Genomic DNA, 23,913 nt, shown 5'->3' on the forward strand with positions numbered 1-23,913 from the left:
AGGACCGCATTGCCATGACCACTTCCCAGGTCGAGACCTCCACCGTTCAGCCCGGACTCTCCTCCGCCGCACGTGAGTTGCTGGAGCGCAGACTGCGGGGCCGCGCCGGCGCCCCGGCGGGCATCCCCCGCGTCTCGCCCCGTCCGGACCGCGTCCCGCTGTCCGCCGCGCAGCAGGGCCTCTACTTCCTCCACCGGCTCGACCCGCGGGGCACCGAGTACCTGATGCCCGCCGCCTGGCGGTTCACCGGCCCCCTCGACGTCCTCGCACTGGACGCGGCCGTCGGCGACCTGGTCGTGCGCCACGAGCAGCTGCGCGTGGTCTTCCCGGACGTGGACGGCGTACCGGCGCAAGAGGTGCGGTCCGCCGACGGCAGCGGCCTGGACCTGGTGGAACTGCCCGCGGGAGCGGATGCCCGGACCGTGGCCGAGGCCGTGCGCTCGGCGGCGCTGCGCCCCTTCGACCTGACCGTCGAGCCCGGTTTCCGGGCCACCTTGGTCCGCGTCTCGGCCGAGGACCACGTGCTCATCCTGGCCCTGCACCACATCGTCGCCGACGGCTGGTCCCTCGACCTCCTCATGCGGGACCTGCGCGCCTTCCACCGGGCCCGGTCCGAGGGCACCGCGCCGCCCGCCGACCCGGCGCCGATCGCCTACGCCGACTACGCGATCTGGCAGCGCGGCCGCGACGAGAGCGCCGACCTCGCCTACTGGCGGGCGGCCCTGGCCGGTCTGGTCCCGCTCGAACTGCCCCTGGACCACCCGCGCCCGGCCACCCGCTCCTACGCCGCGGCCGTGCACACCGTAGAGCTGCCCGAAGAGCTGACGCGGGCGCTGAGGGAGGTGGGCCGGCGGACCGACACCACCCCCTACATGACCACGATGGCCGCGTTCCAGGCCGCGCTGGGCTTCCACAGCGGACAGGACGACGTCGCGATCGGCACGGTCGTCGCCAACCGCGAACGGCCGGAGACCGAGCAACTGGTCGGGTTCTTCGTCAACACCCTGGTGGTACGGGCCGACCTGACGGGCGACCCGACCGGGGACGAGCTGCTCGCCCGGACCCGGGCGAGCGTGCTGGGGGCGCTCTCGCACCAGACGCTGCCCTTCGAGCGGGTGGTCGAGGAGCTGAGTCCCGAACGGGACCTGTCGCGCAACCCGCTCTTCCAGGTGCTGTTCACGTACAGCACGGCCGAGCGGGGCGAGTACGCCCTCGGCGGCGCCACCGGCACGGCCTTTCCGATCGACCTGGACACCGCCAAGTTCGACCTGACGCTGGACGTCCTGGACGACGCGGGCCGGCTCGGCCTGCGCTTCGTCTACCGCCCCGACCTGTTCGCGGCACAGTCGATGGCCCGGCTGGCGGAACACACCGTGGCGGTGCTGCGGGCCTTCACCCGGGCCCCCGCCCTCCCGCTGAGCCGGATGGAGCTGCTCACGGCGCCGGAGCGGGCCGAGCTGCTCGGCCCCGACGGCCCGGCGAACCGGCCCCTCACTACGGCGGCGGACGGCGCGGCCACCGCGCCCCGGCTCGCCTGGGAGCGGCTGAGCGAGCACATCGGCCGGACGCCCACCGCGGTGGCCGTCTCCGGCGGCGGCCGCTCCCTGACCTACGCCGAGCTGGACGCGGCCTCCCTGGCGCTGGCCGGGCGGCTGCGAGCGGCCGGGATCGGGCCGCGGTCCCTGGTCGGGGTGTGCCTGGGCCGGTCGGTGGACCTGGCCGTGGCACTCCTCGGGGTGTGGCGTGCCGGGGCGGCGTACCTGCCGCTGGACCCGGCGCACCCGCGGGCCCGGCGGGAGTTCACCATCGCCGACGCGGGGGTGGAGTGGGTCGTCACCGACGACACCGGGCGCGCGGCCGTGGAGGGCCTCGCGGTCGGGGTGGTCCCGCTGACGGACACCACCGCGACCGCCGGCGCCGGCGCTCCCGACGCGGCGGACCTCGCGTCCGTGGTCCCGGGCCCGGACTCGCTCGCCTACGTGATCTACACCTCGGGATCCACGGGTCAGCCCAAGGGCGTCGAGGTCACCCACGCCAACCTGGCCTGGCTGCTGGGCGCGGCCGACCACCACTTCGGCTTCGGCGCCGACGACGTGTGGACCCTGCTGCACTCCCCGGCCTTCGACTTCTCCGTCTGGGAACTGTGGGGTCCGCTGACCTCCGGCGGGCGGGTGGTGGTGCTGACCGAGGACGAGGTCCGCGACCCCGCCGCGGTGCACGCCGTCCTGCGCGACGAGCGGGTCACCGTGTTGAATCAGACCCCGGCCGCCTTCAAGGGGCTGCGGGGCCATCTGGCCCAGCGGGGCGAGGACTTCGCCGCCCTGGCCCTGCGGACGGTGATCTTCGGCGGGGACGCCTTCGACGCCCGGGACTACCGCGACTGGTTCGCCGGTCCCGCGGCCGGGCGGCCCGCGCTGGTGAACATGTACGGGATCACCGAGACGACCGTGCACGTGACGTACCGGCTGATCACCGAGGAGGACACGGTCTCCCCGGTGTACTCGCCGATCGGCCGCCCCCTCGCCGGCCAGCACGGGTACGTCCTGGACCGGCACGGGCGTCTCGCGCCCCGCGGCACGGTCGGCGAACTGTACGTGGCGGGCGGCGGGGTGGCCCGCGGCTACCGCAACCGGCCCGAACTGACGGCCGAGCGCTTCCCGTCGGACCCGTTCGCCCCGGGCGACGGCGCCCGGATGTACCGCACGGGCGACCTCGTCCGCGTGCTTCCCGACGGACAGCTCGCCTACGCGGGCCGCGCCGACCACCAGGTGAAGATCCGCGGCTTCCGCATCGAGCCCGGCGAGATCGAGACCGCGCTGCGCTCCCTGCCCGGCGTCCGGGACGCCGCGGTGGTGGCCCGGCCCGACGCGCACGGCGGCGCCCGCCTGGTCGCCCACCTGGTGCTGACCGAGGGCCGCCCGCTGGACGCGCCGGACCTGCGCGACCGGCTGCGCCTGACACTGCCCGAGTACATGGTGCCCGCGCTGTTCGTCCGGCACCCGAAGCTGCCCCTCACCTCCAACGGCAAGGTGGACCGCAAGGCCCTGGTGGCGGTGGCCGTCGAGGGGGCCGCGGCGCCCGCCGGGCACGTCCCGCCGACGGGTGCGGCCGAGGAGGCGCTGGCCCGCATCTGGTCGGACGTGCTGGGAGCCGAGCGGATCAGCCGTACGGCGAACTTCTTCGACCTGGGCGGCGACTCGATGCTGGCCCTGCGCGTGATCGGGCAGGCCCGCTCCGCGGGGCTGGGCCTCAGCGTCCCCGACCTCTTCCGGGCCCGCACCCTGGGCGACCTGGCCGCGCTGGCGACACGGACCGCCGAGGACACCGGCCCCGCACCCGTGGAGCCCTTCTCCCAGCTCGACCCGGCCGACGCGGCGCGGCTGCCGCAGGGCCTCGACGACGCGTATCCACTGACCATGCTCCAGGCCGGCATGCTGCACGAGATGCTCGCCGACCCGAGCCGAGGCGCCTACCACAACGTCACCGACCTCAAGATCACCGTGCCCGAGGGCTTCGACCTCGCCGCTTTCCAGGCGGCCGTGGACACCGTCGTACGGGGCCACAGCATCCTGCGGTCCTCCATCGACCTGGTCTCCTTCTCCGAGCCGCTCCAGCTGGTGCACGCGACCGCCGCGCTGCCGGTGGGCTACAGCGATCTGCGCGCGCTGACCCACAAGGAGCAGTGGGCGTCCGTACGGGCCTACGTCGAAGCCGAGTTCTCCCGGCGCTTCGACCTGGCGGCCGCGCCGCTGGTCCGGATCCACCTGCACCGGCTCACCGACCAGGAGCTGCGGCTCACGCTCACCGACTGCCACGTGGTGCTCGACGGCTGGAGCCTCACCTCGCTGATCGCGGACCTGCTCGACCTGCACCGGCAGGCCGTGGCGCACGGCCGGACCCCGCAGCTGCCGAAGGCGCCCCCGTACGCCGAGTACGTCGCGCTGGAGCGGGCCGCGCTGGTCGACGAGGAGGGCCTGGAGTACTGGCGCTCGGCGCTGGCCGACCTCAGCCCGGTCCTGTTCAACCGCCGCGGCACCCAGGCCTCCGACAGCGGTCAGTTCGTGCACGAGGTGCGGCGCTCGTACGCGTCCTTGGCCGAGCCGATCGGCCGGCTGGCCCGGCTGGCCAGGGTGCCCCGCCGCACCGTCCTGCTCACGGCGTTCCACCACACCATGAGCCTGTTCGCCGAGCGCGACGGCTCCGCCGAGGGCCACTCGGTGGGCCTGGTCACCAACGGCCGGCCCGAGGTTCCCGGCTCCGACCGGATGCGCGGCCTGTTCCTCAACACCGTGCCGTTCGGGGTGCGCCGCCCCCGGGGCAGCTGGCTGGAGTACCTGAAGGCGGCGTTCGCGGCCGAGCAGGAGATGCTTCCGTACCGCAGGGTGCCGTTGGCGCGGATGGCGCAGCTGAGGTCCGGCGCTCCGCGCGTGGCGGACACCCTCTTCAACTACGTGAACTTCCACCGGCTGTCCGGGGACAGCTGGGACGACTCGCTGGAGATCGCCCGCACCGCGTTCCCGCTGATGCTCAACGCGAGCGTGGAGTCCCTCACCCTCGACGTTGACCCGGACTACCTGGCGCCCGCCACCGCCGAACAGCTCGCCGACCTGATGTGCGGGGTGCTGGAGGCGATGGCCACGCGCCCGGAGGACCCGGTCACGGCGCCGGCACTGGCCGGCGAGGCGCGGATGCGGGCGCTGGAGGAGTGGGGCCGCGGCCCCGACCTGCCGAGCACCTCGCTGATGTTCCACGAGTGCGTGGCCGAACACGCCGTGCGCACACCCGACGCGGTGGCCGTCCGACAGGGTGACCGGGAGGTCACCTACGCCGAACTCGACGCCTCCGTACACCAGTTGGCGGACCGGCTGCGCGCCCTCGGGGTCGGACCCGAGGTGCCCGTCGGCATCTGCCTCGACCGGGGTCCGGAGCTGGTCCGGGCCGTGCTCGGTGTGCTGCGGGCGGGCGGCGCCTTCCTGCCGCTGGAGTCCCAGCACCCCTCCGACCGGCTGAAGTTCATCGTCGAGGACAGCGGCATGCCGGTGCTGATCACCCAGTCCTCGCTGCTGGGGACGGTGCCCTTCGACGGCCCGACCCTGGTCGTGGACGATCCGGCGACCTGGGCGGAGCCCGTCGAGGTCCCGGCGCCGAGGCTCGCCGTCACCGCGGACAACGCGGCCTACGTCCTCTACACCTCGGGCTCCACGGGCACGCCCAAGGGCGTCACCATCCAGCACCGCAGCCTGACCAACATGCTGGAGGGACAGCGCGACCTGTTCCCCGTGACGCCCGAGGACCGGGTGCTCCAGTTCGCCTCGCTCAGCTTCGACGTCTCCATCATGGACCTGACCTGGGCCCTGGCGAACGGCGCCCAGCTGTGCACCCCGACGAGGGAGGGACTGCGCCCCGGCGCCGACCTCGCGAACACCCTGCTGGAGTACGGGATCACCGTCGCGATGCTGGCCCCGAGCGCCCTGGCGGCCCTCGGCGAGGACCGCTTCCCCGCGCTGCGGACCCTCCAGGTGTGCGGCGAGGCCTGCCCGGCGGAACTGCCCCAGAAGTGGGCGCGCGGACGGCTCTTCCACAACGTCTACGGGCTCACCGAGACGACCGTGTGGTCCGTCTCCGCCCCGCTCGGGCCCGACTGCGGGCGCCCGCCGATCGGCCGGCCGATCCGCAACACCCAGGTCTACGTGCTCGACGAGGACCTCCAGCCCGTTCCCGTCGGGGTGCAGGGCGAGGTCTACCTCGGCGGGCGGGCCATCGGCCGCGGCTATGTGAACCGCCCCGGCCTGACCGCCGCCACGTTCGTCCCCGACCCGTACGGCGCCCCCGGCGACCGGCTGTGCCGTACCGGAGACATCGGCGTCCAGCTGCCCGACGGCGCCGTGGAGGTCCTCGGCCGCCGCGACAGCCAGGTGAAGCTGCGCGGGTTCCGCATCGAGCTCGGCGAGATCGAGCACGGGCTGCGGGAACTGCCCGAGGTGCAGCAGGCGGTGGTCCTGCTGCGGCGGGACCTGCCGGAACCGGCGCTGGTCGCGTACGTGGTGCCCGAGGAGGGCGTGCGGCCCGTCGTCGAGCCCTTCCGCCTGGCGCTGCGGGCCAAAGTGCCCGCGTACATGGTCCCCGCGCGGTTCGTCTTCCTCGACGCGATGCCCGTCAACAGCAGCGGCAAGGTCGACAAGAAGGCTTTGCCCCTGCCCGCGGCCGACCGGCTGGGCAGCGCCACCGAGTACGTCGCGCCGGGCACCCCGGCCGAGGTGGCACTCGCCGAGGTCTGGCGCACGGTCCTCGGCATCGCGCGGGTCGGCGTCCACGACGACTTCTTCGCCCTCGGGGGGAGCTCCCTGTCCACCGTCCGGGTCGCCGCGCAGGCGGCCGCACGCGGGCTGAGCGTCTCCGTACGGGACCTGCTGGAACTGCCCACGATCGCCCGGCTCGCCGCCCGCGCCACCGAGGCGGCGGAGCGTGCGGCCGGCGCCGACGCCTCGCGGGCAGCCCCCGGCCCGAAGGCCGTCACCTCCGAGGTCCGCCTGCGCGAGGGCGACGGCACCCCGCTGTGGTGCGTGCACCCCAGCGGCGGCAGTGGCGCCTGGTACGTGCCGCTCGCCCGGGCCCTGCCGCCCGGTCAGCCGGTACGGGCCTTCCAGGCCCGCGGCCTGCTCGGCGGGGTGGACCCGACCACGATCTCCGGGATCGCGGCCAACTACGCGGCCGAGATCACGGCCCACGGCGGGGACGGCCCGCACGACCTGCTGGGCTGGTCCATGGGCGCCAACATCGCCCTGGAGATGGCCACCCAGATGCACGAGGCCGGTCACACCGTCGCACCCCTGACACTGATCGAGCCGCACCTGCCCCACCCGGCGGCCTGCGAACGCCTCGCGGCGGTGGGCCGCGACATGGAGCGCGGGCTGCGGATGCGCGACCGCCTCCGTGAACTGCCGCCGTCCCCGGAGCGGGACGCGGCCGCGGCCGAGCTCACCACCCTGCTGCTGGGCGCCGGGATGAGCCCGGGCGAGGCGGCCCTGGTGGAGCAGGCCCCCATCGAGGTCTGGCACTCGCTGCTGACCGCCCTGTCCGACTACGTACTGCGCCCCTACCCCGGCCACGTCCACCTCCTGGTGGGCAGCGCGGCCGCGGAACTTCCCGACGGGGAACCGATGCCCGGGCTGGACGTGGACTTCCGCACCTACGTCGCACGCTGGCGCGAGATCGCGCTCGGCGGGCTGACCGTCCACGTCACCGAAGGCGACCACATGTCCATGATGTCCGAACGGCTGATGCACAAGACCGCTGCTGTGCTCGGCCGGATCCAGTCGGAGGCACGCCGATGACCGTCCTGACCACGCACACGCCCACCGACCCGAGCGCTCCCGCGGACCTCTCCGCCCCGGTGTGCCCCATGTCCGGGCGGACCGCCCCGCCGGCCACGGCGCCCCGCACGGCTCCGCCCGCACCGCGGCCTCCGCGGGCCCCCTTCACCGAGCGGTACCTGCTCGACCCCGCCGTCAACGCGGACCCGTACCCGTACCTCAACTCCCTGCGCGAGCACGACCCCGTCCACTGGTCCGCCATGCACCGCGCGTGGCTCGTCACCGGCCACGGCCACCTGATGCACTGCCTGCGCGACCCGGCGGTCTCCGCCGAGCGGGTGGGCCCGCTGATGGACGCCGTCCCCGAGGGCGCCCGGGAGGACACCGAGCGGGCGTACTCCGTCCTCTCCCGCTGGATGGTCTTCAACGACGCTCCGCAGCACCGGCGGCTGCGCCAGGTCTTCCAGGAGCAGTTCTCGGCGCGCTCCATCGGCCGCTACCGGACGTTCGTCGAGCGGGCCACCCGGGCCATGCTGGCCCGGCGCAGCGTCCCCGGCAGCCGCGGGGACCTGCTCGCCGACATCGCCCGGCCGCTGCCCGCGCTGGTCTTCGCCCGCTGGCTGGGCGTCCCCCAGGCGCACGGCCCCTCCTTCTGGTACTGGAACGCCCGGGTGGGCGACCTGGTCCTCGGGGCCGCCCAGGAGGAACGCGAGTACCGCACGTCCCTCCAGTCCCTGGTGAAACTGGACGACTACCTCGCCGGTCTGGTCCGCGAGCGCCGCGCCGACCCCAAGGACGACCTGATCAGCTGCGTGCTGGCGGGCGGCCAGATCGGGAAGTCGGTCAGCGAGGAGGAGTTCGTCGGGATGCTGACCCAGATGGCCTTCGCCGGCGGCGAGACCACCAGCAACCTGATCGTCAACACCGTGCTCGCCCTGCTGCGGCACCCCGCGCAGCTGGCGGCGCTGCGCGCCGATCCGGACCTGGTGCCGCTCGCCGTCGAGGAGGCGATGCGCTACGACGGCCCCTCGAAGATGTCCATCCGCAGCGCGGCGCGGGACTTCGACCTCGACGGACGCCCGGTGCGCGGCGGTGACCGGCTGTTCCTGGTCACGGCCGCCGCCAACCGGGACCCGGAGCGGTTCGCCGACCCGGACGCCTTCGACGTCGCGCGGGGCAGCGCCTCGCACCTCGGGTTCGGCTTCGGCGCGCACTTCTGCATCGGGGCCGCGCTGGCCCGGCTGGTGGCCTGCGCGGTGGTCGGCGTCCTCGTCAGCGAGTACCCGGACCTGGCCCTGGCCACGGACCGGCACACCTGGCAACCGTCCCTGCTCAACCGCGCCCTGACGGCGCTGCCCGTCCACTACTGACGCGTGGCCGTCCGCCACCGCACCGCGGCCGCCCCGGCGGCCCGACGAAGGGTCCGATCATGGCCACCACGCTGACCAGCGCGGGAACGCGGCTGCGCGCACCCGCCAAGCTGCCCGCCTTCCGGATGCTGTGGCTGGGACAGTCACTGTCCCTGCTGGGGGACGGCTTCAGCTACATCGCCTTCTCCTGGATCACCCTGAGCCTGACGCAGTCCACCCTCACCCTCGGCTACGTCCTCGCCTTCCAGGCGGTGCCGCGGGCACTGCTGACCCTGGTCGGCGGCTCACTCAGCGACAAGTGGTCCCCGCGGACCCTGATGACGCTCTCCAGCTGGGCCCGGGCCGTGCTGATGGGGGGCGTCGGGCTGATCGGGATGACGGGGTCGCTGACGGTGGCGATGCTGTGCTGCGCCGCCGCCGCGTTCGGCGCCGTCGACGCGTTCTTCCAGCCGGCCCGGGCCTCGATCCTGCCCTCGGTGGTGGCCAAGGAGCAACTGGCCCCGGCCAACGCGCTCCTGGCGGTCGGCACCAAGGTGTCGTCCGTCCTTGGCCCCGCCGTCGGCGGCATGGTGGTCGCCCTCTCGGACGCGCCCGTCGCCTTCCTCGTCGACGGAGTGTGCTTCGCGCTCTGCGGGCTGTGCGTCTCGCGGATACGGACGGCCGCGGCGCGGGACGAGCCGGGGGAGGCGGCGCCGGCTCCGGCCGCGCCGGAGGCCGGGGACTCCCTGTTCACCCGGATGCGGGCCGGGTTGCGCTACGCCCTGGAGGACCCGCGGATCCGCTCGATCCTCGTCATCGACACGGTGATGACCTTCTGTTACGCCGGTACCTTCACAGTCGGCTTCGCGACCCTCGCCAAGGTGGACCTGCACGGCGGGTCCGCGGCCCTGGGCCTGCTCAACGGCGCCCTGGCGGGCGGCGCGCTGCTGGGCACACTGGTCGGCGGATCGCTCAGCGGCCTGCCCCGGGTGGGTCTTTTGATCGCCGGGCTCGCCGGATGGCTCGCGGCGGGCATGGCGGTGCTGGGGCTGACGGACAGTACGGTGACCGCGTTCGTGACCGTACTGGTGATGGGCTTCGGCATCGGCTTCCAGGGCGTCTTCGGCCTCAGCTGGATCCAGCGCACCATCGATCCCTCGGTGCTCAGCCGGGTGATCTCCATCGACATGGTCCTCGGCTACGCCATCGCGCCCGTCTCCCTGATCCTGTGCGGGGGCCTGGCCCAGAGCGGCAGCGGCCCGATGTTCGCGGTGTCGGGCGCCCTCCTCGCGCTGACGGCGGTGGGTCTGCTCAGCTCCCGGGCGGTGCGGGGGATGCGCTGAGCGGGCGGTACCGGGTGCGGTGGACAGGGCGGGGCGGACCCCGCCGCGGCTCGTCGGGCCCTACGCCCGCAGGGAGGCCGAGAGTTCGCACAGGGCGGCCCGGTTGCCGCGGCCCGTCTTGGCCCCGAGGCTGGCGATGTGCTTCTCCACCGTGCGGGGCGAGATGTAGAGGCGGTCGGCGATGTCCTTGTTCCCCAGCCGCTCCGCGAGCAGCCGGAAGACCTCGTACTCGCGGACCGTGACCCCCTGGGTGCGCAGGACGTCCGGGATGTCGCCCGAGCCGCTGCGCCGCTGGGCGACGGGAGCGCCCATCCGGCGCAGGGCGGCCCGGCAGGCGTTGGCGACCGGGGCCACCTGCTGCTGGTGGAAGTGGAGTTCGGCGCGGCGCAGCCAGGCCACCGGCTCGCCCCAGCCGTCCTCGTGGGCCGACTCGGCGATCAGCCGCAGGCCCAGGTGCAGGGCGGTGGCGTACGGCTCGGCGGTGCGCAGGGCCTCGTTGACGGCCGCGGCCGCCAGGTCGGGTCTGCCCTCCCGGCCGAGCAGCACGGCGCCCGCGAAGTGCACGAACTGCCGGTTCCAGCGCATCCGGCCGGGGGCGGTGGCGGCGATGTTCTCGTAGGGGCCGCGGCCTGCCTCGCCGGAGAGCACGTCCAGGAGCAGCCCGACGCCGTACCGGCCGCTGAGGTAGTAGGTGCTGGGGTTGGTGTTCTCCAGCTCGGCCACGGCGTGCAGTTCGTCGACGGCGGCGGGCCGGTCCTCCTCCAGCAGCGCGCAGAACGCGCGCGCCAGGCCCCGGGTCAGCGGCTCCTCCTGGGAACCTCTGCCGTCCCACTCGGCGAAGGCGGCGAGCGCCCCTTCCATGGCCGCCCGGTCGCCCTGGTGCGCCGCGAGGGTCGCCTTGGCCATCAGGACGTAGCGGGTGACGGGGGCCAGGCGCAGCCGCTGTACGACGGCCAGGCACTCCTCGGCGCCCTGCGCGGCGGCGGCGAAATCGGCCCGCAGCGCCGCGTCCAGGATCATGATGCTGTCGATGGTGTACACGATGGTGGCGGAGCCGAGCCGCTGGGCCTCGCTGCGGGCCGCGAGGAGCGGGACCGTGTTGCCCTCGGTCAGCCAGTTGTTCCCGCCGATGCGGGTGAGGGCGTACATCCGCTGGAGCGGCAGCTGGTGCTGCTCGGCGGTGTGCAGGGCCGATTCCAGCAGGGCCGTGGCCTCGTCGAAGTCACGCTCGCGGGCGAGGGTGGCGAGCAGTTCCCAGGCCTGGCAGACCACCGTGGGCAGACCGTGCCGTTCGGCGGCCTGGAGCGCCGAGTAGGCGAGCTTCTCGGCGAGTTGGGTGCGGTCGGGGCCCGGGGTGTCGAGGGCGAGATAGGCGGCCGTGACGTCGATGGAGGCCGTGCCGCACTCGTCGGGGTGTTCGGCGAGCAGGGCTCTGGCCTGGGCTATCTGCCGGTTCCCGTCCTCCCAGCGCCCGGCGGTGTGGGCGACCTTCGCCAGCCGGGTGTGCAGGGCGGCGAGGCGCGCGGCGCTCAGGCCGCTGCCGCCGAGGGTGTGCAGGTTCTCGGCGAAACCGAAGGCCTGGGCGAAGTCGCCGGCTTCGGCGAGGGCGGGCAGCAGGGCCTCCATGGCGGTGGTACGGCCCGCCGCGTCCCCGCTGGCCGCGAGCAGCCGCTCGGCCCGGCCCAGCAGGGTGACCGCCGAGCCGATGGCGCCGGCTCCCAGGGCCCGCATTCCCGCGACGGTGAACAGCCGCCCCGCTTCCCCGTCGTCCCCGGCCTGCGCACGCAACTCCGCGACCAGCGGGCACCATGCGCCCTCCAGGTCGGGATAGAGCGCCTGGACCGCGTCGGCGGCGCGCCCGGACATCTCCGCCCGGTTGGTGGGCGTGAGCTGGGTCAGCAGCGCCTCGGCGGTGAGCGAGTGGCGGAACGCGTACCAGTCGGGGGCCGGTTCGTCGTGCACGACGAGCTGCGCCGCGACGCCCGCGTGCAGGTGGCTGAGCAGGCTGCGGTCGTCGATCCCGGTCATCCGCTGCAGCACGGTCAGCGGGAACCGGCGGCCGATGACGGCGGCGGCCGACAGCAGGGTCAGGCCTTGGGGAGCGAGGCGGTCGACGCGTCGCAGGATGCCGCGGGCGAGGGCCGTGGAGACGTCGCTGCGCAGGTCGCCGACGACCCGCCAGCCGTCCTCGGCGCGGACCAGGGCGCCGCTGCCGATCATGCCCTGGAGGAGTTCCTCGACGAGGAAGGGACTGCCCGCGCTGTCGTCCCAGAGCCGGTCGAGGGCCGCCTCCGGCACGCCGTCCGGTTCGGTGTCGAGCTGCGCGGCGATCACGGCGCGGACCTCGGGGCGGGTCAGCGGGGCCAACTGGAGGACGGTTCCCACCCCGCGGCGGCGCGCCGATTCGGCCATGTCGAGGGCGTCGCAGGATTCGGTGCGGATCGTGACCAGGAGGACGACGTTGGTGTATTCGAGGTTGTCCACGAGGTACTCGACGACCGCGAGGGTCTCGGGGTCGGCGTCGTGCAGGTCCTCCAGCAGGAGGAGCTGGCCGTCCTCCCGGCCGGTGGCGATGAGCAGCCGCAGCACGGCCTCGCCGAGGATGACCATCGAGCTGTTGTCCTGGGCGTCGCTGCTCCAGTCCGGGATGATCCGGCCCAGCGCGGGCCGGTAGGGCCCGAGCGGCAGGTCGTCCAGGGACGGGCCGCCGCTCGGCCCGCCGCGGAACAGCGCCATGAGCGCTTCGGTCAAGGGCCGGAAAGGCACGGTGGGGCCGGTGGTGCTGCTCCGGCCCCGCAGTGCCCGCATTCCGGCGGTGAAGGCCATTCCGACGGCCTCGGCGGCGAGCCGGGACTTTCCGATGCCCGCTTCGCCGACCAGGAAGACGACCCCGCCCCGTCCGTCCCTCGCCTCGGTCAACGCCTGCTTGATCTCCAAGAGGTGTGCGTCACGACCGATGATGTACCGCGTACGGGGCATGTGCGCAAATCTAGTTCATGCGCAGGTCGGCCGTGCACCCAAAGTCGGCCTCTCCCTCGTGCCCTCCCGCGCGATCGCGGCGCGAACAGGTCTCCTACCAGGTGACGTTCGGGGCCGAGACGCTGGTGTCCATCTGGCTCAGCGTGACCACGAGTCCGCTGGTGAGCACGAGACCGGCCAGGGCGCGGGCCCGCGCGCACGCTCTGTTGCGGCCCGACAGGGTGATGCCGCCCGCGGGGTCCTCGGCGGGAGACGCGGTGGTGGCGTCGACGGCGTCGGTGGTGATGTCCGCGGTGGCGTTGACCTGGAGCTCGCGCATGGTGGTGAGTCCCTTTCTCGGAACCTGAAGTGGAGTGTGGTGCTCGGAACGGCGGTGGGGACGGGGTGGATCAGTGGAGCAGGAGGACGGACGGGACCGTCCCCGGGAAGCCCAGCCTGAGCAGGGCGTAGCCGATGCCGGACAGACCCGTGAGGAGTCCGGGTGAGGGGACGTGGTCGGGGGTGCCGCAGCGGTGGCCCTGGTCTTCGAGGCGGCCGAGGACCTGACCGGCCCGGTGGGTGAGGGCGGTGGCGGCGCCGGCGTGGCCCTGGTCGGCGAGGACGCTGAGCAGTTCCAGGGAGCCGAGCGTGCCGTGGCCCAGACTGAGGTCGTCGAACTCGGCGGCCTGTGTGGACCGGCCGGCCGCGGCGGGATCGCCCAGCAGCGCCGCGCACCGGGTCAGTTCGGCCTCGGGCACCGGCCGGCCCGCCCGGGCCAGCGCGTCGGCCGCGGCGAGCGCGGTGCCCGCAAGACCGGAGTACCAGCCGAGGTCGGCCGGGTGGCGCAGCGCCGCGTCCAGTGCGGGCCGCAGCAGCGCGGCGCCGGTACGGGCGCACTCCTCGGCCCGCGCGGTGGTGGCCGTGGGGCCCCGCTCGGCGGCGGCGTGGCGCAGCAGGGCCCAGCCGATGCCCGCGTCGCCGTGGGCGAAGCCGGGATCCGCGAGGCCGGCTCCGGCGGCCGGGCGCCGTGCGGCTCGGTCGAGCAGCCGGTCGGCGAAGGCGTCCGCGAGGGCGGCGGCGCCCGGCATCCCGGTGAGGCGGTGCACGGCGACGGTGGCGGCCAGCGCTCCGGCGAGGCCGTCGGCCAGGTCGGCCGGGCCGTCGGGGTCGGCTTCGACGGCCAGGGCGAGGGCGGTGAGCGCGTCGGGCAGGGCGGCCCGGAGCGGACCGGCCCCGGTAAGGCCACCGCTCGCGGCCCCGTCCCCGTCGCCCGGCAGGACGGCGAGTCGGGCCACGGTGTAGACGATGCCGCCCAGTCCGTGCAGGGCGCCCGGCCCCACGGCGGCGCTCAGCGCCGGGCCGGCGGCCAGCGCGGCCAGCAGCTCCGGCAGCGGGGCGGCGGCCTGCCGGGCCAGCGCGGTATAGCGTCCGGCGCCGGTCAGCGCGCCGAGCTGGGCCAGGAAGAGGGCCACTCCGCAGTAGCCCTGGGCGAGTCCGCCACCCATCGGCAGGACGGCCCAGTGCTCCCCGGCGACCTGCTCCAGGCCGAGCCAGTTGACGCGGCCGTCCCCGTGCACGGCGCGGGCCGCGATCTCGTCGGCGATCCCGCAGGCCGCGGTCAGCAGCCGGGAGGGCTCGGGCACGACGGCGGGGGCCGGGTGCCCGGCCAGCGCAGAACGGGGGCGGCCCCCGGTGAGGTTGGCACCGGTCACCGCGAGGGTGGCCGAGATGATCCACTCCTGGTCGTGCCGGTCCACCTCGCCCATGGCGGCGATCTTGTCGAGCGCCGTCCGCAGGCTCGGCGCGGGCAGCACCCCCTCGACGCACGTGCCCCGCGAGGTCCGCACCACGGTGTCGGCCGGGTGGTGGAAGAAGAGCGGCACGTCACCGGCCCACAGATCGGCGGTCTCGTCCTCGATCAGGCGCCGGCGGGCCGGGTCGTTCTCGGACTCCGCCCACAGGACGGCGAAGAGCGCGTCGCGGGTCAGCGCGTCGCCCAGCACGTCGGGGTGCGTCGACTCCTCCAGAAGGGTCGTGTAGAGCCGGGTGGCACGGGCGATCAGCCGGCCCGGGCTGGTGGCCCAGCGGACCAGCAGCCCGTCTTCGCCGAGGAGTTCGGACCGGTGCGCGACGATCGCGTCGTAGCCCGCCCGGAAGCCTTCGAGCAGCGCGGCCCGGTGGTCGCCGTGATCGGCGGCCGGGCCCCGAGGGGCCGGCCGGTTTTGCCCGGCCGGGGTCTCGACGCGACCGCGCCGCACCCGCATCTCGTCCGTTCCGGCGCCTTCCCAGCTCATCCCCTCGCTCGGGTAGGAACCGCCCTCGCCGCCGCCGAAGGCGGAGATGTCCATGGCGCCGTGCTCGCCGATCAGCAGGCTCGGCAGCAGGCAGGTGCGGTGGACGGAGGCGGACAGGGCGGCCGCGGCCGGGTCGGATCCGCAGGTCACGGCGGCGGGCAGACCGGCGTGGAGGAGGGTCTCGGCGTCCACCAGGACCGGCTGGTCCCGGCAGGCGATGACGTTCTCGTAGTGCATGTCCACGCCGTCCACCGCGTACAGCAGGGCGAGCAGCGCGCCCTGGCGGCGGTAGAACCGGTCCAGCTCCGTGGGCGAGGTGCACCAGGCGTGCTCGATGAACTCCAGCCAGCCGTATCCCGGCCGGCGCACCGAGCGCGGGGTCCGCAGGCCGAGGCCGGCGACCTTGCCGTTCGTCCAGGCGATCGCCTGGCCGAGGAGGACGTGCTGGTCGAGCGGGCGGGGCTTGTACACGACGGTGGCGCCGTCGGCGAAGCGCAGCAGGGCCACCGCGCGGTTGCCCTGGTGGACGTCGCCGCGGCCGAGGTCGATCCGTACCAGCGCTCCGGGTTCGGTGCCGCCGAGCAGGCCGCGGACGAGCGCGGCGCGGTCGGCGGTGTAGCGCCGGACCAGTTCCACCGTCGCGTCCGTGGCGTGGAGGCAGGACTGGGCCAGCATCCGGGCCAGTACCGGGTAGGCGGCGAAGAGCGCGGCCAGGCCGTCCCGGGTGCCGAGCCGGCCGAGGAAGTCGGCGAACCGCTCCCGCGAGGTCCTGCCCGCCAACTGCCCGGCGGCGCGCGCCGTGTGCAGTTCCCTGACCAGGGTCCGTGCGCTCTGGCGGATCAGCCGGTCGCCGAGCCAGCCCTCGAACGCGGTGCGGACCGGTGCCAGTTCCGACTCCGACAGCTCGATCCGCGCGGCCGCCTGCGTCCAGGCCGCCTCGGTCAGGGGGCGCAGCGCGGGCAGGAACACCGCGGCGCCGCCCGCCTCTTGGGAGCCGGCCGCCGACGCGGCAGTGCCTGCCTCGGGCCCGGCCGGGGCCGAGGCCACGATCCGTTCGATGTAACCGGCCCACTCCGGCTTCTCGGCGCGGGCGGCCAGCTGCCAGGAGCGCTCCGCCGCGAGGGCGTAGCCGGTGTCCTCGGTGGCCCCCAGGCTCGCCATCCGGGCCGCGAAGCCCTCGGGGTCCCCCTGGGCCCAGGAGGCGGGCCGGGAGTGGGGAGCGGCGGGCCGTGCGGGTGCGGGGGCACCCGGGGCGTCGAGCCGCTCCCGTAGGTTCAGGGCCTGCGCCCACCAGGAGTGGGTCAGGCCGCCGACCTCGGTTTCTGCGGCGGCGGTTTCAGTCACGAGAAGGAGACTCGCAGAGGCGCCCGCCCCGCACATGGGGGCACGTCCCCCATATTCCGCGCGGCGGCCCCCACCACCCGCCGTCCGCACCGCCCGGCACCCGCCGCCGCGGTGCCCGGCCCCGGCCCGGCGCACCCCCTCCCACCCGCCACGACGCCCGCCGGGGGCGATCAGGGCGGCGCCCTTCACCGGCTCCGACGCCCGTGACGCCGGATCCGACGCTCGTCACGCCGGGCCCGCACAAATGTGGGGGCGGGGGCCCGATGCCCCGCCGCACGGCCGCCCCCACTCTGGAACCAGCGCCCCCTCCGCCGGCCCGACACCCGGTAGGCGGATGACTTTCGGAGGATCCGGTGGGAGAACCCGTCCCTGTCCACGTCGTCGCACTCGATCCGGTGCTGGAAGCCGGCACCAAGAGCGCCCTGCTCACCTGCCCCGAGGTAACCCTGGCCGCCCCGGGTGGCGGACCCCGTGTCGTGGTCATGACCGTGGACCGCGTGGGCCCCACGGAACTCGACGTACTGCGCTCGATCCGGGACACCCCGTCCCGGCCCGACGTGGTGCTGGTGGCGGGGGAGTTGGAGCCCACCGACGCCCTGCACGCCATCGCGGCGGGGGCCCGGGGGCTGCTGCGCCGCCGCGAGGCGGATCCCGTCCGTCTCGCCCGGGCCGTACGGGCCGCCTCCCGCGGTGACTGCACGCTGCCGCCGGACCTGCTGGACCTGCTGCTGGAACACGCCGGCGGCCGGGGCACGGCCGCCGACGCGGTGGCCGGTCCCTGGGACGCGGCCGGGCTCGACGACCGGGAGCGGTCGGTCCTGCGGATGGTCGCGGACGGACACGAGACCAGCGAGATAGCCGAACGGCTCTGCTACTCACCGCGGACGGTGACCACCGTGGTCCAGAACATCACCCGGCGCTTCCGGTTGCGCAACCGCGCCCACGCGGTCGCCTACGCCCTCCGGGCAGGCATCCTGTGAGCGCCCTCGCCGCACCGCCGCGCTCGTCCGCCCGCGGAGTCGGCCGCCCGGCCACCCGCCCGGCCACCAGAGAACCCGCCCTCGAAGCGGCCCTTGAAGCGGGCCGGCTGAACCGGATGCTGGCCCAGGTCGCCACCGGTCTCGCGCCCGCCCCCGAACCGGCCCCGGACACCGTCGAGATGCCCTACCCGGACCTGGTCCGACTGCTCGGCGGTCACACCGCGCTGCCCGCCCCGCGCCCCGAACCGGCCGCGGTCGCGCCCCGACTGACCGCCCGCCAGACGTCGGTGCTGGCCCTGATGGCTGAGGGCCATGGCAACGCGGTGATCGCGCGGACCCTGTCCTGCTCGGAGCACACCGTCAAGAACGTCATCTACGAGCTGATGTCCCGCCTGCACGCCCGCAACCGCTCGCACGCGGTGGCCTGCGCGGTCCACTACAGCCTCATCTGAGCGTGGGCGGCCCTCGGCGGGTGGCGCAGCGGGGATGCCCGCCGCGGGCCGCTCGCGGGCTACAGGGTCCGCTCCGCGGTCGCCGCCGGTGTCGTCCGTGTCGTCATCTCGGCGGTCCGGGCCTCGATCGCGTGGAGCACCGCGACCATGTCCTCGCCGCCGTGCCCCCGCCGTACCGTCTCGTCGTAGAGGGCGTGGCAGACGTCGAGGAGGGGGGACGCCAGAGCAGCCTTGCGGGCGGCTTCGGCGATCAGCCGGTTGTTCTTCAGGACGTCCGCGGCGGCCGCCTGGACCGAGAAGTCCCGGTCGAGGAGCTTCGGCGCCTTGACGCGTGAGACGGCGCTGGCCAGGGGGCCCGCGTCCAGCACAGCGCGCAGCAGGCCCTGGTCGAGGCCGTGCCGGTCGGCGAAGTGGAAGGACTCGGCGAGTCCCGTGACCACGGTGATCAGGAACAGGTTCACGGAGTACTTCATGAGCAGCGCCCCCGGCACGGCCCCGCAGGCGAAGGTCTCGCGGCACATCGGGGCGAGCAGCGCCCGTACGTCCGCCACGGCGTCCTCGTCCCCCGCGAGCATCCCCACCAGCTCGCCCCGTTCGGCGGGGACCCGGCTCCCGGAGACGGGAGCCTCGACGTACCGTCCGCCCGCGGCCCGGATGTCGTCCTGCAGGGCGCGGGAGTACTCGGCCGAGGTGGTGCCCATGTGGACGACGGTGCGGCCGGCGACGTGCGCGGCGAAGGACGGGGTGCCGCGTGCGAGGACCGTGTCGACGGCGGCCTCGTCGGCGAGCATGAGGAACACGGTGTCCGTTCGGCGGAACACCTCCTCGGCGCTCACCGCGACCTCGGCGCCCGCGGCGCGCAGCGGTTCGCACCGCTCGGCCGTGCGGTTCCACACCAGGAGCCGCGTCCCGGGGGCACGGGCCAGGTTCAGCGCCATGGGCTGCCCCATGACTCCCAGGCCGATGAAGCCGACGCTGCCGACGTCCATGACGTACCGCCCTTTCCGCCCGCCCGAGAGCCGGGCGGCCGCCGAGACCTCCGACTGTGACAGCGGTCATGGTAGCGGCGATTATGACGGCGGTCATAGTGTGCGGGCGGTCGTGGTGCGAGGGCGGTCGTAGGGTGAGCCGGCGACACAACACCTACGACTGGGATGACGGAGGCCGGCGATGACCGAGGAGGAACGGGGGCCGCGCGAACGGATGGTCTTCAGCGCCGCCCAGCTCATCCGGCGCGAGGGAGTCCTCTCCACCGGTATGCGCGAGGTCGCCGCCGACGCCCGGGCGCCTCGTGGTTCGCTCCAGCACTACTTCCCCGGCGGGAAAGCGCAGTTGGTCACCGAGGCGGTGGGCTGGGCGGGTGGTTACGCGGCGAAGCGGGTCGCCCGCTTCCTGGCGGCCCTGCCCGAGCCGACGCCGAGCGCTCTGTTCGCCGCGATGGTCCGCCAGTGGACCGACGAGTACGAGACGGCGGGCTTCGCCGGGGGCTGTCCGGTGGCGGCCGCCACGGTGGACTGGGCGGAATCGGTCCCCGCCGCCCGGCAGGCCGCGGCCGCCGCGTTCCGCACATGGACCGGAGCGGTGGCCGAGGCCCTGACCGGGATGGGCGTGCCGCAGGAGCGGGCCGGCGGGCTGGCCACCCTCATGATCAGCAGCCTGGAGGGGGCCGTGCTCCTCGCCCGGGCCGAACGGGACGTCCGCGCGTTGACCACCGTGGTCCGCGAACTGGGCCCCCTCCTCGACGCGGCGGTCGACACGAAGGGCGACTGAGCGCGGGGGAACCACCGCGCGGGGCGACACAGCGACCCCGGGAGAGCCTCAGGCGCGAGGAGCACCCGGCTCGGCCCGCCCTCGGCCACGGCCCGGAGGGCCCCCCTCCCCGCGCCACCGTCCTGCTCACCTCCTCGGAGAGGGGCCCTGCCCAGGCAGCTCTGGCCGCCGCCGTCGACGTACGCAGCGCCCGGCGCTGTCCCGTCGGGGCCCTGCTCCCCGAGGCGGACGCCCGGGCCGGACAGTCCACGCTAGGCCCCCGCCCACTGGAAGCCCGGGTGGCACGGCCCGGTCGTCGAGCCGCCAGACGGCTACCGGCTGGGTCCCGCCGCGGCTCTCCGGAATCGTCCCGGCGGCCACCAACACGGCCTAAGCACCTACGGGTGGGGCGCTTGGCAGGACCTCGGCGCCTGCTGACACCCCACGCCTCCCCGACCCCGGGTACGACCGGGCGGGCGGCAGTACCAGGGCGTGCGGGGAAAGTCCCGTCTGCCAGACGCCGCGAGCCCGGCAAGGTCCGGAAGAGAGACCCTAGGGCAGGGGCCCGCCGCGGGCCGTGACCCACAACGTGTACCACTCCTCGTGGGTGAGGTCGGGTTCGCGGATGACCGCGTCCCGGCAGGCGCGCAGTCGTTCGGGGCGACTGGTGCCGATGACGGGGGCGATCCGGGCGGGGTGGCGTTGGAGCCACCACAGCAGGACCGTCTCCGGGGTGGTCTGCTTGCGCTCGGCGAGGTCGGCGAGGAGACGGGCGGTCGGTGAGTCGGTGGCGCCGCTGTAGTGGCCCTTGGCGAGGGCTCCCCAGGCCTGGAGCTGGATCTTGTGGGCCTGGCAGTACTCGACGGTGCCGTGCGGGAAGCCGTTCGCCGCCGCGGCCGGGGTGTTCACCAGGACGCCCGCCTCGACCCAGTCTCGGCTGCGCAGGCTCATCTCCAGCTGGTTGGCGATCAGGGGGACATCGACGTACGCCTGGAGGTGGGCGATCTGCGGCGCGCTCATGTTCGACACGCCGAAGCGGCGCACCAGCCCCTGCCCGTGCAGGGACGCGAACGCCTTGGCGATGTCCTCGGGGTCGGCCAGCGGGTCGGGCCGGTGCAGCAGCAGGACGTCGATCACGTCGGTGCGCAGCCGGGTGAGGCTCTCCTCCACGCGCCGGACGATGCCGGGCCCGCGCAGGTCGTACATGCCGGGCAGGTCGCCGTCGGCCGGGCGGATGCCGCACTTGGTCTGCACGACGACACGCCGGCGCAGATCGGGGGCGCGGGCGAGCAGTTCGCCGAAGACCGCCTCGGACTTGCCGTGCCGGTACATGTCGGCGTGGTCGAAGGTGGTGATGCCGATGTCCAGCGCGGCCTGCACGGCGGCCTCGGCGTGGGCGATGTCCGCGGCCGTGCAAGGAGCGGTGTCCCAGGTGCCGCCGAGCCCCATGCACCCGTACAGCGGCCGCCCGGGGGCGGGCACGTCGGTCTGCGCAGTCATGTCTCTCCCTCGCTTCACGCCTGTGGTGCGGCTGTCACGCCTGTAGTACGGCTGCCAGCATCTCGGCTGCGGCGAGCACCGGCAGCTGGGTGTTGGCCGCCGGCACCGTCCGCAGGATCGAGGCGTCCACCACCCGCAGACCGCGCACGCCGCGCACCCTTCCTTCCCCGTCGACCACCGCGTCCGGGTCGTCCGGCCCGCCCATGGCGCAGGTGCCGACGGGATGCCAGTACGTCCCTACCCGGCTTCGCAGTCCGTGATCCGGGAGGTCCTGAAGCGAGGGGCCGGGGGCCGGTTCCGCCAGGGACTTCAGCGGGGCGGTGGCGGCCAGCTCCTCGGCCGCCCGCAGGCCCGACCGGAGCACGGCGACGTCGTGCCCCTCGGGGTCCGTGAGGAAGGCGGGCTCGATGTCCAAAGGGGCGGCGGGCTCGGCCGAACGCAGCCGGACCCGGCCGCGCGACCTGGGCTTCATGAGGAAGGCGGAGACGCCCGCCTCGTACTGGCCGGACGGCAGCGAGCCGAACAGGGGCGGCCCCGCGGTGGGGTTGACGTGCAGGTCCCAGGAGCCCGGCGGGCAGTACGGGCTCGCCGCCCGGATCAGCATCCGGCTCACGTACAGCTCACCGCGGCCCTGCTGCGCGGCCAGCTGCTCGTTCAGCTCGGCCGTCGGGCGCAGCGGCAGGAAGACGCCGGGCTGGTCGATGAGGTTCGCGCCGACGCCCGGCAGGTCCAGGACCGGCCGCACACCGCTGCGCGCCAGCTCGGCGGCGGGCCCGATCCCGCTGCGGAGCAGCACGGCCGGCGACCCGAACGTGCCGCAGGCCAGCAGGTAGGTGTCGGCGCTCAGCGTCACGCGCCCGTGCCGGGTGCCGACGTCGGCGCCGTGCACCCGTCCCGCGCGGACGGCCAGCCGGTCCACGGTGGCCTCGGCGAGGATCGTCAGGTTGGGCCGTGCGCGCGCCTCGCCCAGATAGGCGAAGGCGGCGTTGTACCGGACGCCGTCGACGGCGTTGAGCAGCGGAGTCCCGTAGCCGGGGCCGCCCGGGGCGGCCATGTCCACCTCACCGTGCCCGAGTTCGCGGGCGGCCGACAGCGCCGCGCGGCTCCACGCGGAGAACTCACGCTCCGGTACCCGCCGCATCCCCATCTGCCGCTCCGCCCTACGGCGGAAGGGCTCCATCGCGGCGGCCGTCCACCGGGGGCCGCCCGCCCGCGCCCACTCGGCGTGGTCCGCCTGGGAGCCCCAGGTGTTCCAGCAGCCGTTGACGCAGGACGAGCCGCCGAGGACGCGGGCGCGAACGCGGTGGACGGCGGTGCGGCGCTCCCACACGTCGTCGCGGGGCAGGGCGCGCGCGTCGAGCACCTTCGAGGGCCAGTCGCGCTGTCGCGGGCCGTAGTCGCGGCCGGCCTCCACCAGGCAGACCGAGCGGTCGGGGTCCTCGCTCAGGCGGGCCGCGAGGACGCAGCCCGCGACTCCTCCGCCGAGCACGACGACGTCGTACCCCTTCGCGGGAGCCGCGCCCGTCATGCCCGGCCCTCGCCCGCGGCGGGCGCGTCGAGCGGGCCGGGCGCCGGGCGGCCCGCCACCGCGGCCGCCCTGGCGAGGAGTTGGTCCCGGCGGATGACGTCGGTGCGGGTGGCGGGCACGGTGCAGGCGTGGGCGCCGGCGACGGAGCCGTACAGGGCGCAGCGCCGGGGCGGCTCACCGGCCAGCAGACCGAAGAGGTAGCCGGAGGCGAAGGCGTCGCCCGCTCCGTTGGAGTCCACCACCGGCGCCGGGGGCGCCACGGCCGGGACGTGGGTCAGGTGGCCATCGGCCAGGAGGTACGCGCCCGCCGACCCGGCCGTGGCGACCACCACCTCGGCACGGCCCCGCGCGGCGATCCGCCGCATGGTCCGCTCCGGGTCGGACAGCTTGGCCGTCGACAGGAACACCACGTCGGCCTGGTGGGCGAAGGCCTCGTGGTAGGGCTCGGCACCGTCCCAGTCGTGCAGATCGGTCGAGATGGACACGCCCGCCGCCCGCAGGGCGGGCAGGGCGTGGGCGCAGGGCTGGGTGAGGGAGACGTGTGCGTGCCGGCTCGACCCGGCGAGGGCCGCCACCGTGGCGGGCGGCAGCCGGTCGGTCTCGTGCGAGCGGGTGTTGTCGTACAGCGAGAGGCGCCGGCCGTCGGGGGCCACGAGGTTCACCGCGCGCTTGGTCCCCGCGGCCAGCGGCACCTCGGTGAGCGGGATGCCCCGGTCGCGGTGCAGCGCGCGCACCAGCTCGCCCGGGTGGTCGTCGCCGATGACGTCGATGTGGTGCGTCCGCAGTCCCAGCGCGTGGACGCCCATCGCCACGAAGTCGCCGGTCTGCCCGGCCCGCATGTCGATGGAGGGGACCATGTGGCTGTCGGCGAAGGGCAGCGGCAGTTCGGGGACGTACACGATCGTGTCCACCCCGGCACCCCCCAGGACGAGCACGTCGATGTCAGTGGGCACAGATCCTCCTGGGCGGGGGGCCGGCGGGGCTCGGCCGGGCTGGTCCGCCCCGACCGGAGTGCAGTCAAGCACGACGGCCGATCCCGATGGAAGAGGTTGTGCAATTTGCTGGCATAGATTGCAAGCGGGGTGCCCAGGTGGCGCCACAAG

At 74.7% G+C, this 23,913-nt stretch carries 13 protein-coding genes; 6 read left to right on the top strand and 7 right to left on the bottom strand.

Features of this window, described 5'->3' with window-relative positions; all coding sequences use genetic code 11:
• The first annotated feature begins 14 nt into the window (after positions 1–14).
• The 3 genes from ABZ385_RS25435 to ABZ385_RS25445 are packed head-to-tail and all read left to right on the top strand — an operon-like array spanning position 15 to position 10,005.
• On the top strand, positions 15–7,334 hold the full coding sequence (locus tag ABZ385_RS25435; protein WP_358913328.1) for an amino acid adenylation domain-containing protein: 7,320 nt from the start codon (positions 15–17) through the stop codon (positions 7,332–7,334).
• Positions 7,331–8,683 (top strand): cytochrome P450, encoded by a 1,353-nt coding sequence (locus ABZ385_RS25440; RefSeq protein ID WP_358578805.1) that lies wholly within the window; start codon positions 7,331–7,333, stop codon positions 8,681–8,683. Before ABZ385_RS25435 ends, ABZ385_RS25440 begins: the two co-directional genes overlap by 4 nt.
• 59 nt (positions 8,684–8,742) lie before the next feature.
• Positions 8,743–10,005: an MFS transporter gene (locus ABZ385_RS25445; RefSeq protein ID WP_358700114.1), complete on the top strand. Its 1,263-nt coding sequence runs from the start codon at positions 8,743–8,745 to the stop codon at positions 10,003–10,005.
• A gap of 60 nt (positions 10,006–10,065) precedes the next feature.
• Here the strand turns inward: ABZ385_RS25445 and ABZ385_RS25450 are convergent, their stop codons facing one another.
• The 3 genes from ABZ385_RS25450 to ABZ385_RS25460 all read right to left on the bottom strand — a co-directional run bounded on the left by ABZ385_RS25450 (position 10,066) and on the right by ABZ385_RS25460 (position 16,601).
• Positions 10,066–12,984, bottom strand: a complete 2,919-nt coding sequence (locus ABZ385_RS25450) for an AAA family ATPase (protein ID WP_358913330.1) — start codon at positions 12,982–12,984, stop codon at positions 10,066–10,068.
• Positions 12,985–13,078: 94 nt separating this feature from the next.
• Complete coding sequence (locus ABZ385_RS25455; RefSeq protein WP_358578813.1) at positions 13,079–13,303, bottom strand: hypothetical protein; 225 nt, start codon at positions 13,301–13,303, stop codon at positions 13,079–13,081.
• A gap of 70 nt (positions 13,304–13,373) precedes the next feature.
• Complete coding sequence (locus ABZ385_RS25460) at positions 13,374–16,601, bottom strand: type 2 lanthipeptide synthetase LanM family protein (protein ID WP_358913332.1); 3,228 nt, start codon at positions 16,599–16,601, stop codon at positions 13,374–13,376.
• A 353-nt stretch (positions 16,602–16,954) separates the two neighbouring features.
• Between ABZ385_RS25460 and ABZ385_RS25465 the strand changes: the two genes are divergently transcribed.
• On the top strand, positions 16,955–17,581 hold the full coding sequence (locus ABZ385_RS25465) for a response regulator transcription factor (RefSeq protein ID WP_358578817.1): 627 nt from the start codon (positions 16,955–16,957) through the stop codon (positions 17,579–17,581).
• Positions 17,578–18,033 carry a helix-turn-helix transcriptional regulator gene (locus ABZ385_RS25470; RefSeq protein WP_358913334.1) on the top strand — a complete coding sequence of 152 codons (456 nt, stop codon included), beginning with the start codon at positions 17,578–17,580 and terminating at the stop codon, positions 18,031–18,033. Before ABZ385_RS25465 ends, ABZ385_RS25470 begins: the two co-directional genes overlap by 4 nt.
• 59 nt (positions 18,034–18,092) lie before the next feature.
• On the opposite strand, the gene ABZ385_RS25475 is transcribed toward ABZ385_RS25470, so the two are convergent.
• On the bottom strand, positions 18,093–19,022 hold the full coding sequence (locus ABZ385_RS25475) for an NAD(P)-dependent oxidoreductase (protein WP_358913336.1): 930 nt from the start codon (positions 19,020–19,022) through the stop codon (positions 18,093–18,095).
• A 181-nt stretch (positions 19,023–19,203) separates the two neighbouring features.
• On the opposite strand from ABZ385_RS25475, the gene ABZ385_RS25480 reads away from it, so the two are divergent.
• Positions 19,204–19,803 carry a TetR/AcrR family transcriptional regulator gene (locus ABZ385_RS25480; RefSeq protein WP_358913338.1) on the top strand — a complete coding sequence of 200 codons (600 nt, stop codon included), beginning with the start codon at positions 19,204–19,206 and terminating at the stop codon, positions 19,801–19,803.
• A gap of 531 nt (positions 19,804–20,334) precedes the next feature.
• Here the strand turns inward: ABZ385_RS25480 and ABZ385_RS25485 are convergent.
• The 3 genes from ABZ385_RS25485 to ABZ385_RS25495 are packed head-to-tail and all read right to left on the bottom strand — an operon-like array spanning position 20,335 to position 23,763.
• Positions 20,335–21,282: an aldo/keto reductase gene (locus tag ABZ385_RS25485; RefSeq protein WP_358913340.1), complete on the bottom strand. Its 948-nt coding sequence runs from the start codon at positions 21,280–21,282 to the stop codon at positions 20,335–20,337.
• Between the two features lie 34 nt (positions 21,283–21,316).
• Complete coding sequence (locus ABZ385_RS25490) at positions 21,317–22,810, bottom strand: FAD-dependent oxidoreductase (RefSeq protein ID WP_358913342.1); 1,494 nt, start codon at positions 22,808–22,810, stop codon at positions 21,317–21,319.
• Positions 22,807–23,763 carry an adenosine kinase gene (locus ABZ385_RS25495; RefSeq protein ID WP_358913344.1) on the bottom strand — a complete coding sequence of 319 codons (957 nt, stop codon included), beginning with the start codon at positions 23,761–23,763 and terminating at the stop codon, positions 22,807–22,809. The genes ABZ385_RS25490 and ABZ385_RS25495 overlap by 4 nt, the downstream gene beginning before the upstream one ends.
• Between the last annotated feature and the right edge of the window lie 150 nt (positions 23,764–23,913).

The organism is Streptomyces sp. NPDC005898 (genome assembly GCF_040629635.1).
Taxonomy (GTDB): Bacteria; Actinomycetota; Actinomycetes; order Streptomycetales; family Streptomycetaceae; genus Streptomyces.

What these genes read in the sequence shown, in the direction of transcription:
- ABZ385_RS25435 (WP_358913328.1), top strand. Translation starts at nt 15, where the DNA reads ATGACCACTTCCCAGGTCGAGACCTCCACCGTTCAGCCCGGACTCTCC.
- ABZ385_RS25440 (WP_358578805.1), top strand. Translation starts at nt 7,331, where the DNA reads ATGACCGTCCTGACCACGCACACGCCCACCGACCCGAGCGCTCCCGCG.
- ABZ385_RS25445 (WP_358700114.1), top strand. Translation starts at nt 8,743, where the DNA reads ATGGCCACCACGCTGACCAGCGCGGGAACGCGGCTGCGCGCACCCGCC.
- ABZ385_RS25450 (WP_358913330.1), bottom strand. Translation starts at nt 12,984, where the DNA reads ATGCCCCGTACGCGGTACATCATCGGTCGTGACGCACACCTCTTGGAG.
- ABZ385_RS25455 (WP_358578813.1), bottom strand. Translation starts at nt 13,303, where the DNA reads ATGCGCGAGCTCCAGGTCAACGCCACCGCGGACATCACCACCGACGCC.
- ABZ385_RS25475 (WP_358913336.1), bottom strand. Translation starts at nt 19,022, where the DNA reads ATGGACGTCGGCAGCGTCGGCTTCATCGGCCTGGGAGTCATGGGGCAG.
- ABZ385_RS25480 (WP_358913338.1), top strand. Translation starts at nt 19,204, where the DNA reads ATGACCGAGGAGGAACGGGGGCCGCGCGAACGGATGGTCTTCAGCGCC.
- ABZ385_RS25485 (WP_358913340.1), bottom strand. Translation starts at nt 21,282, where the DNA reads ATGACTGCGCAGACCGACGTGCCCGCCCCCGGGCGGCCGCTGTACGGG.
- ABZ385_RS25490 (WP_358913342.1), bottom strand. Translation starts at nt 22,810, where the DNA reads ATGACGGGCGCGGCTCCCGCGAAGGGGTACGACGTCGTCGTGCTCGGC.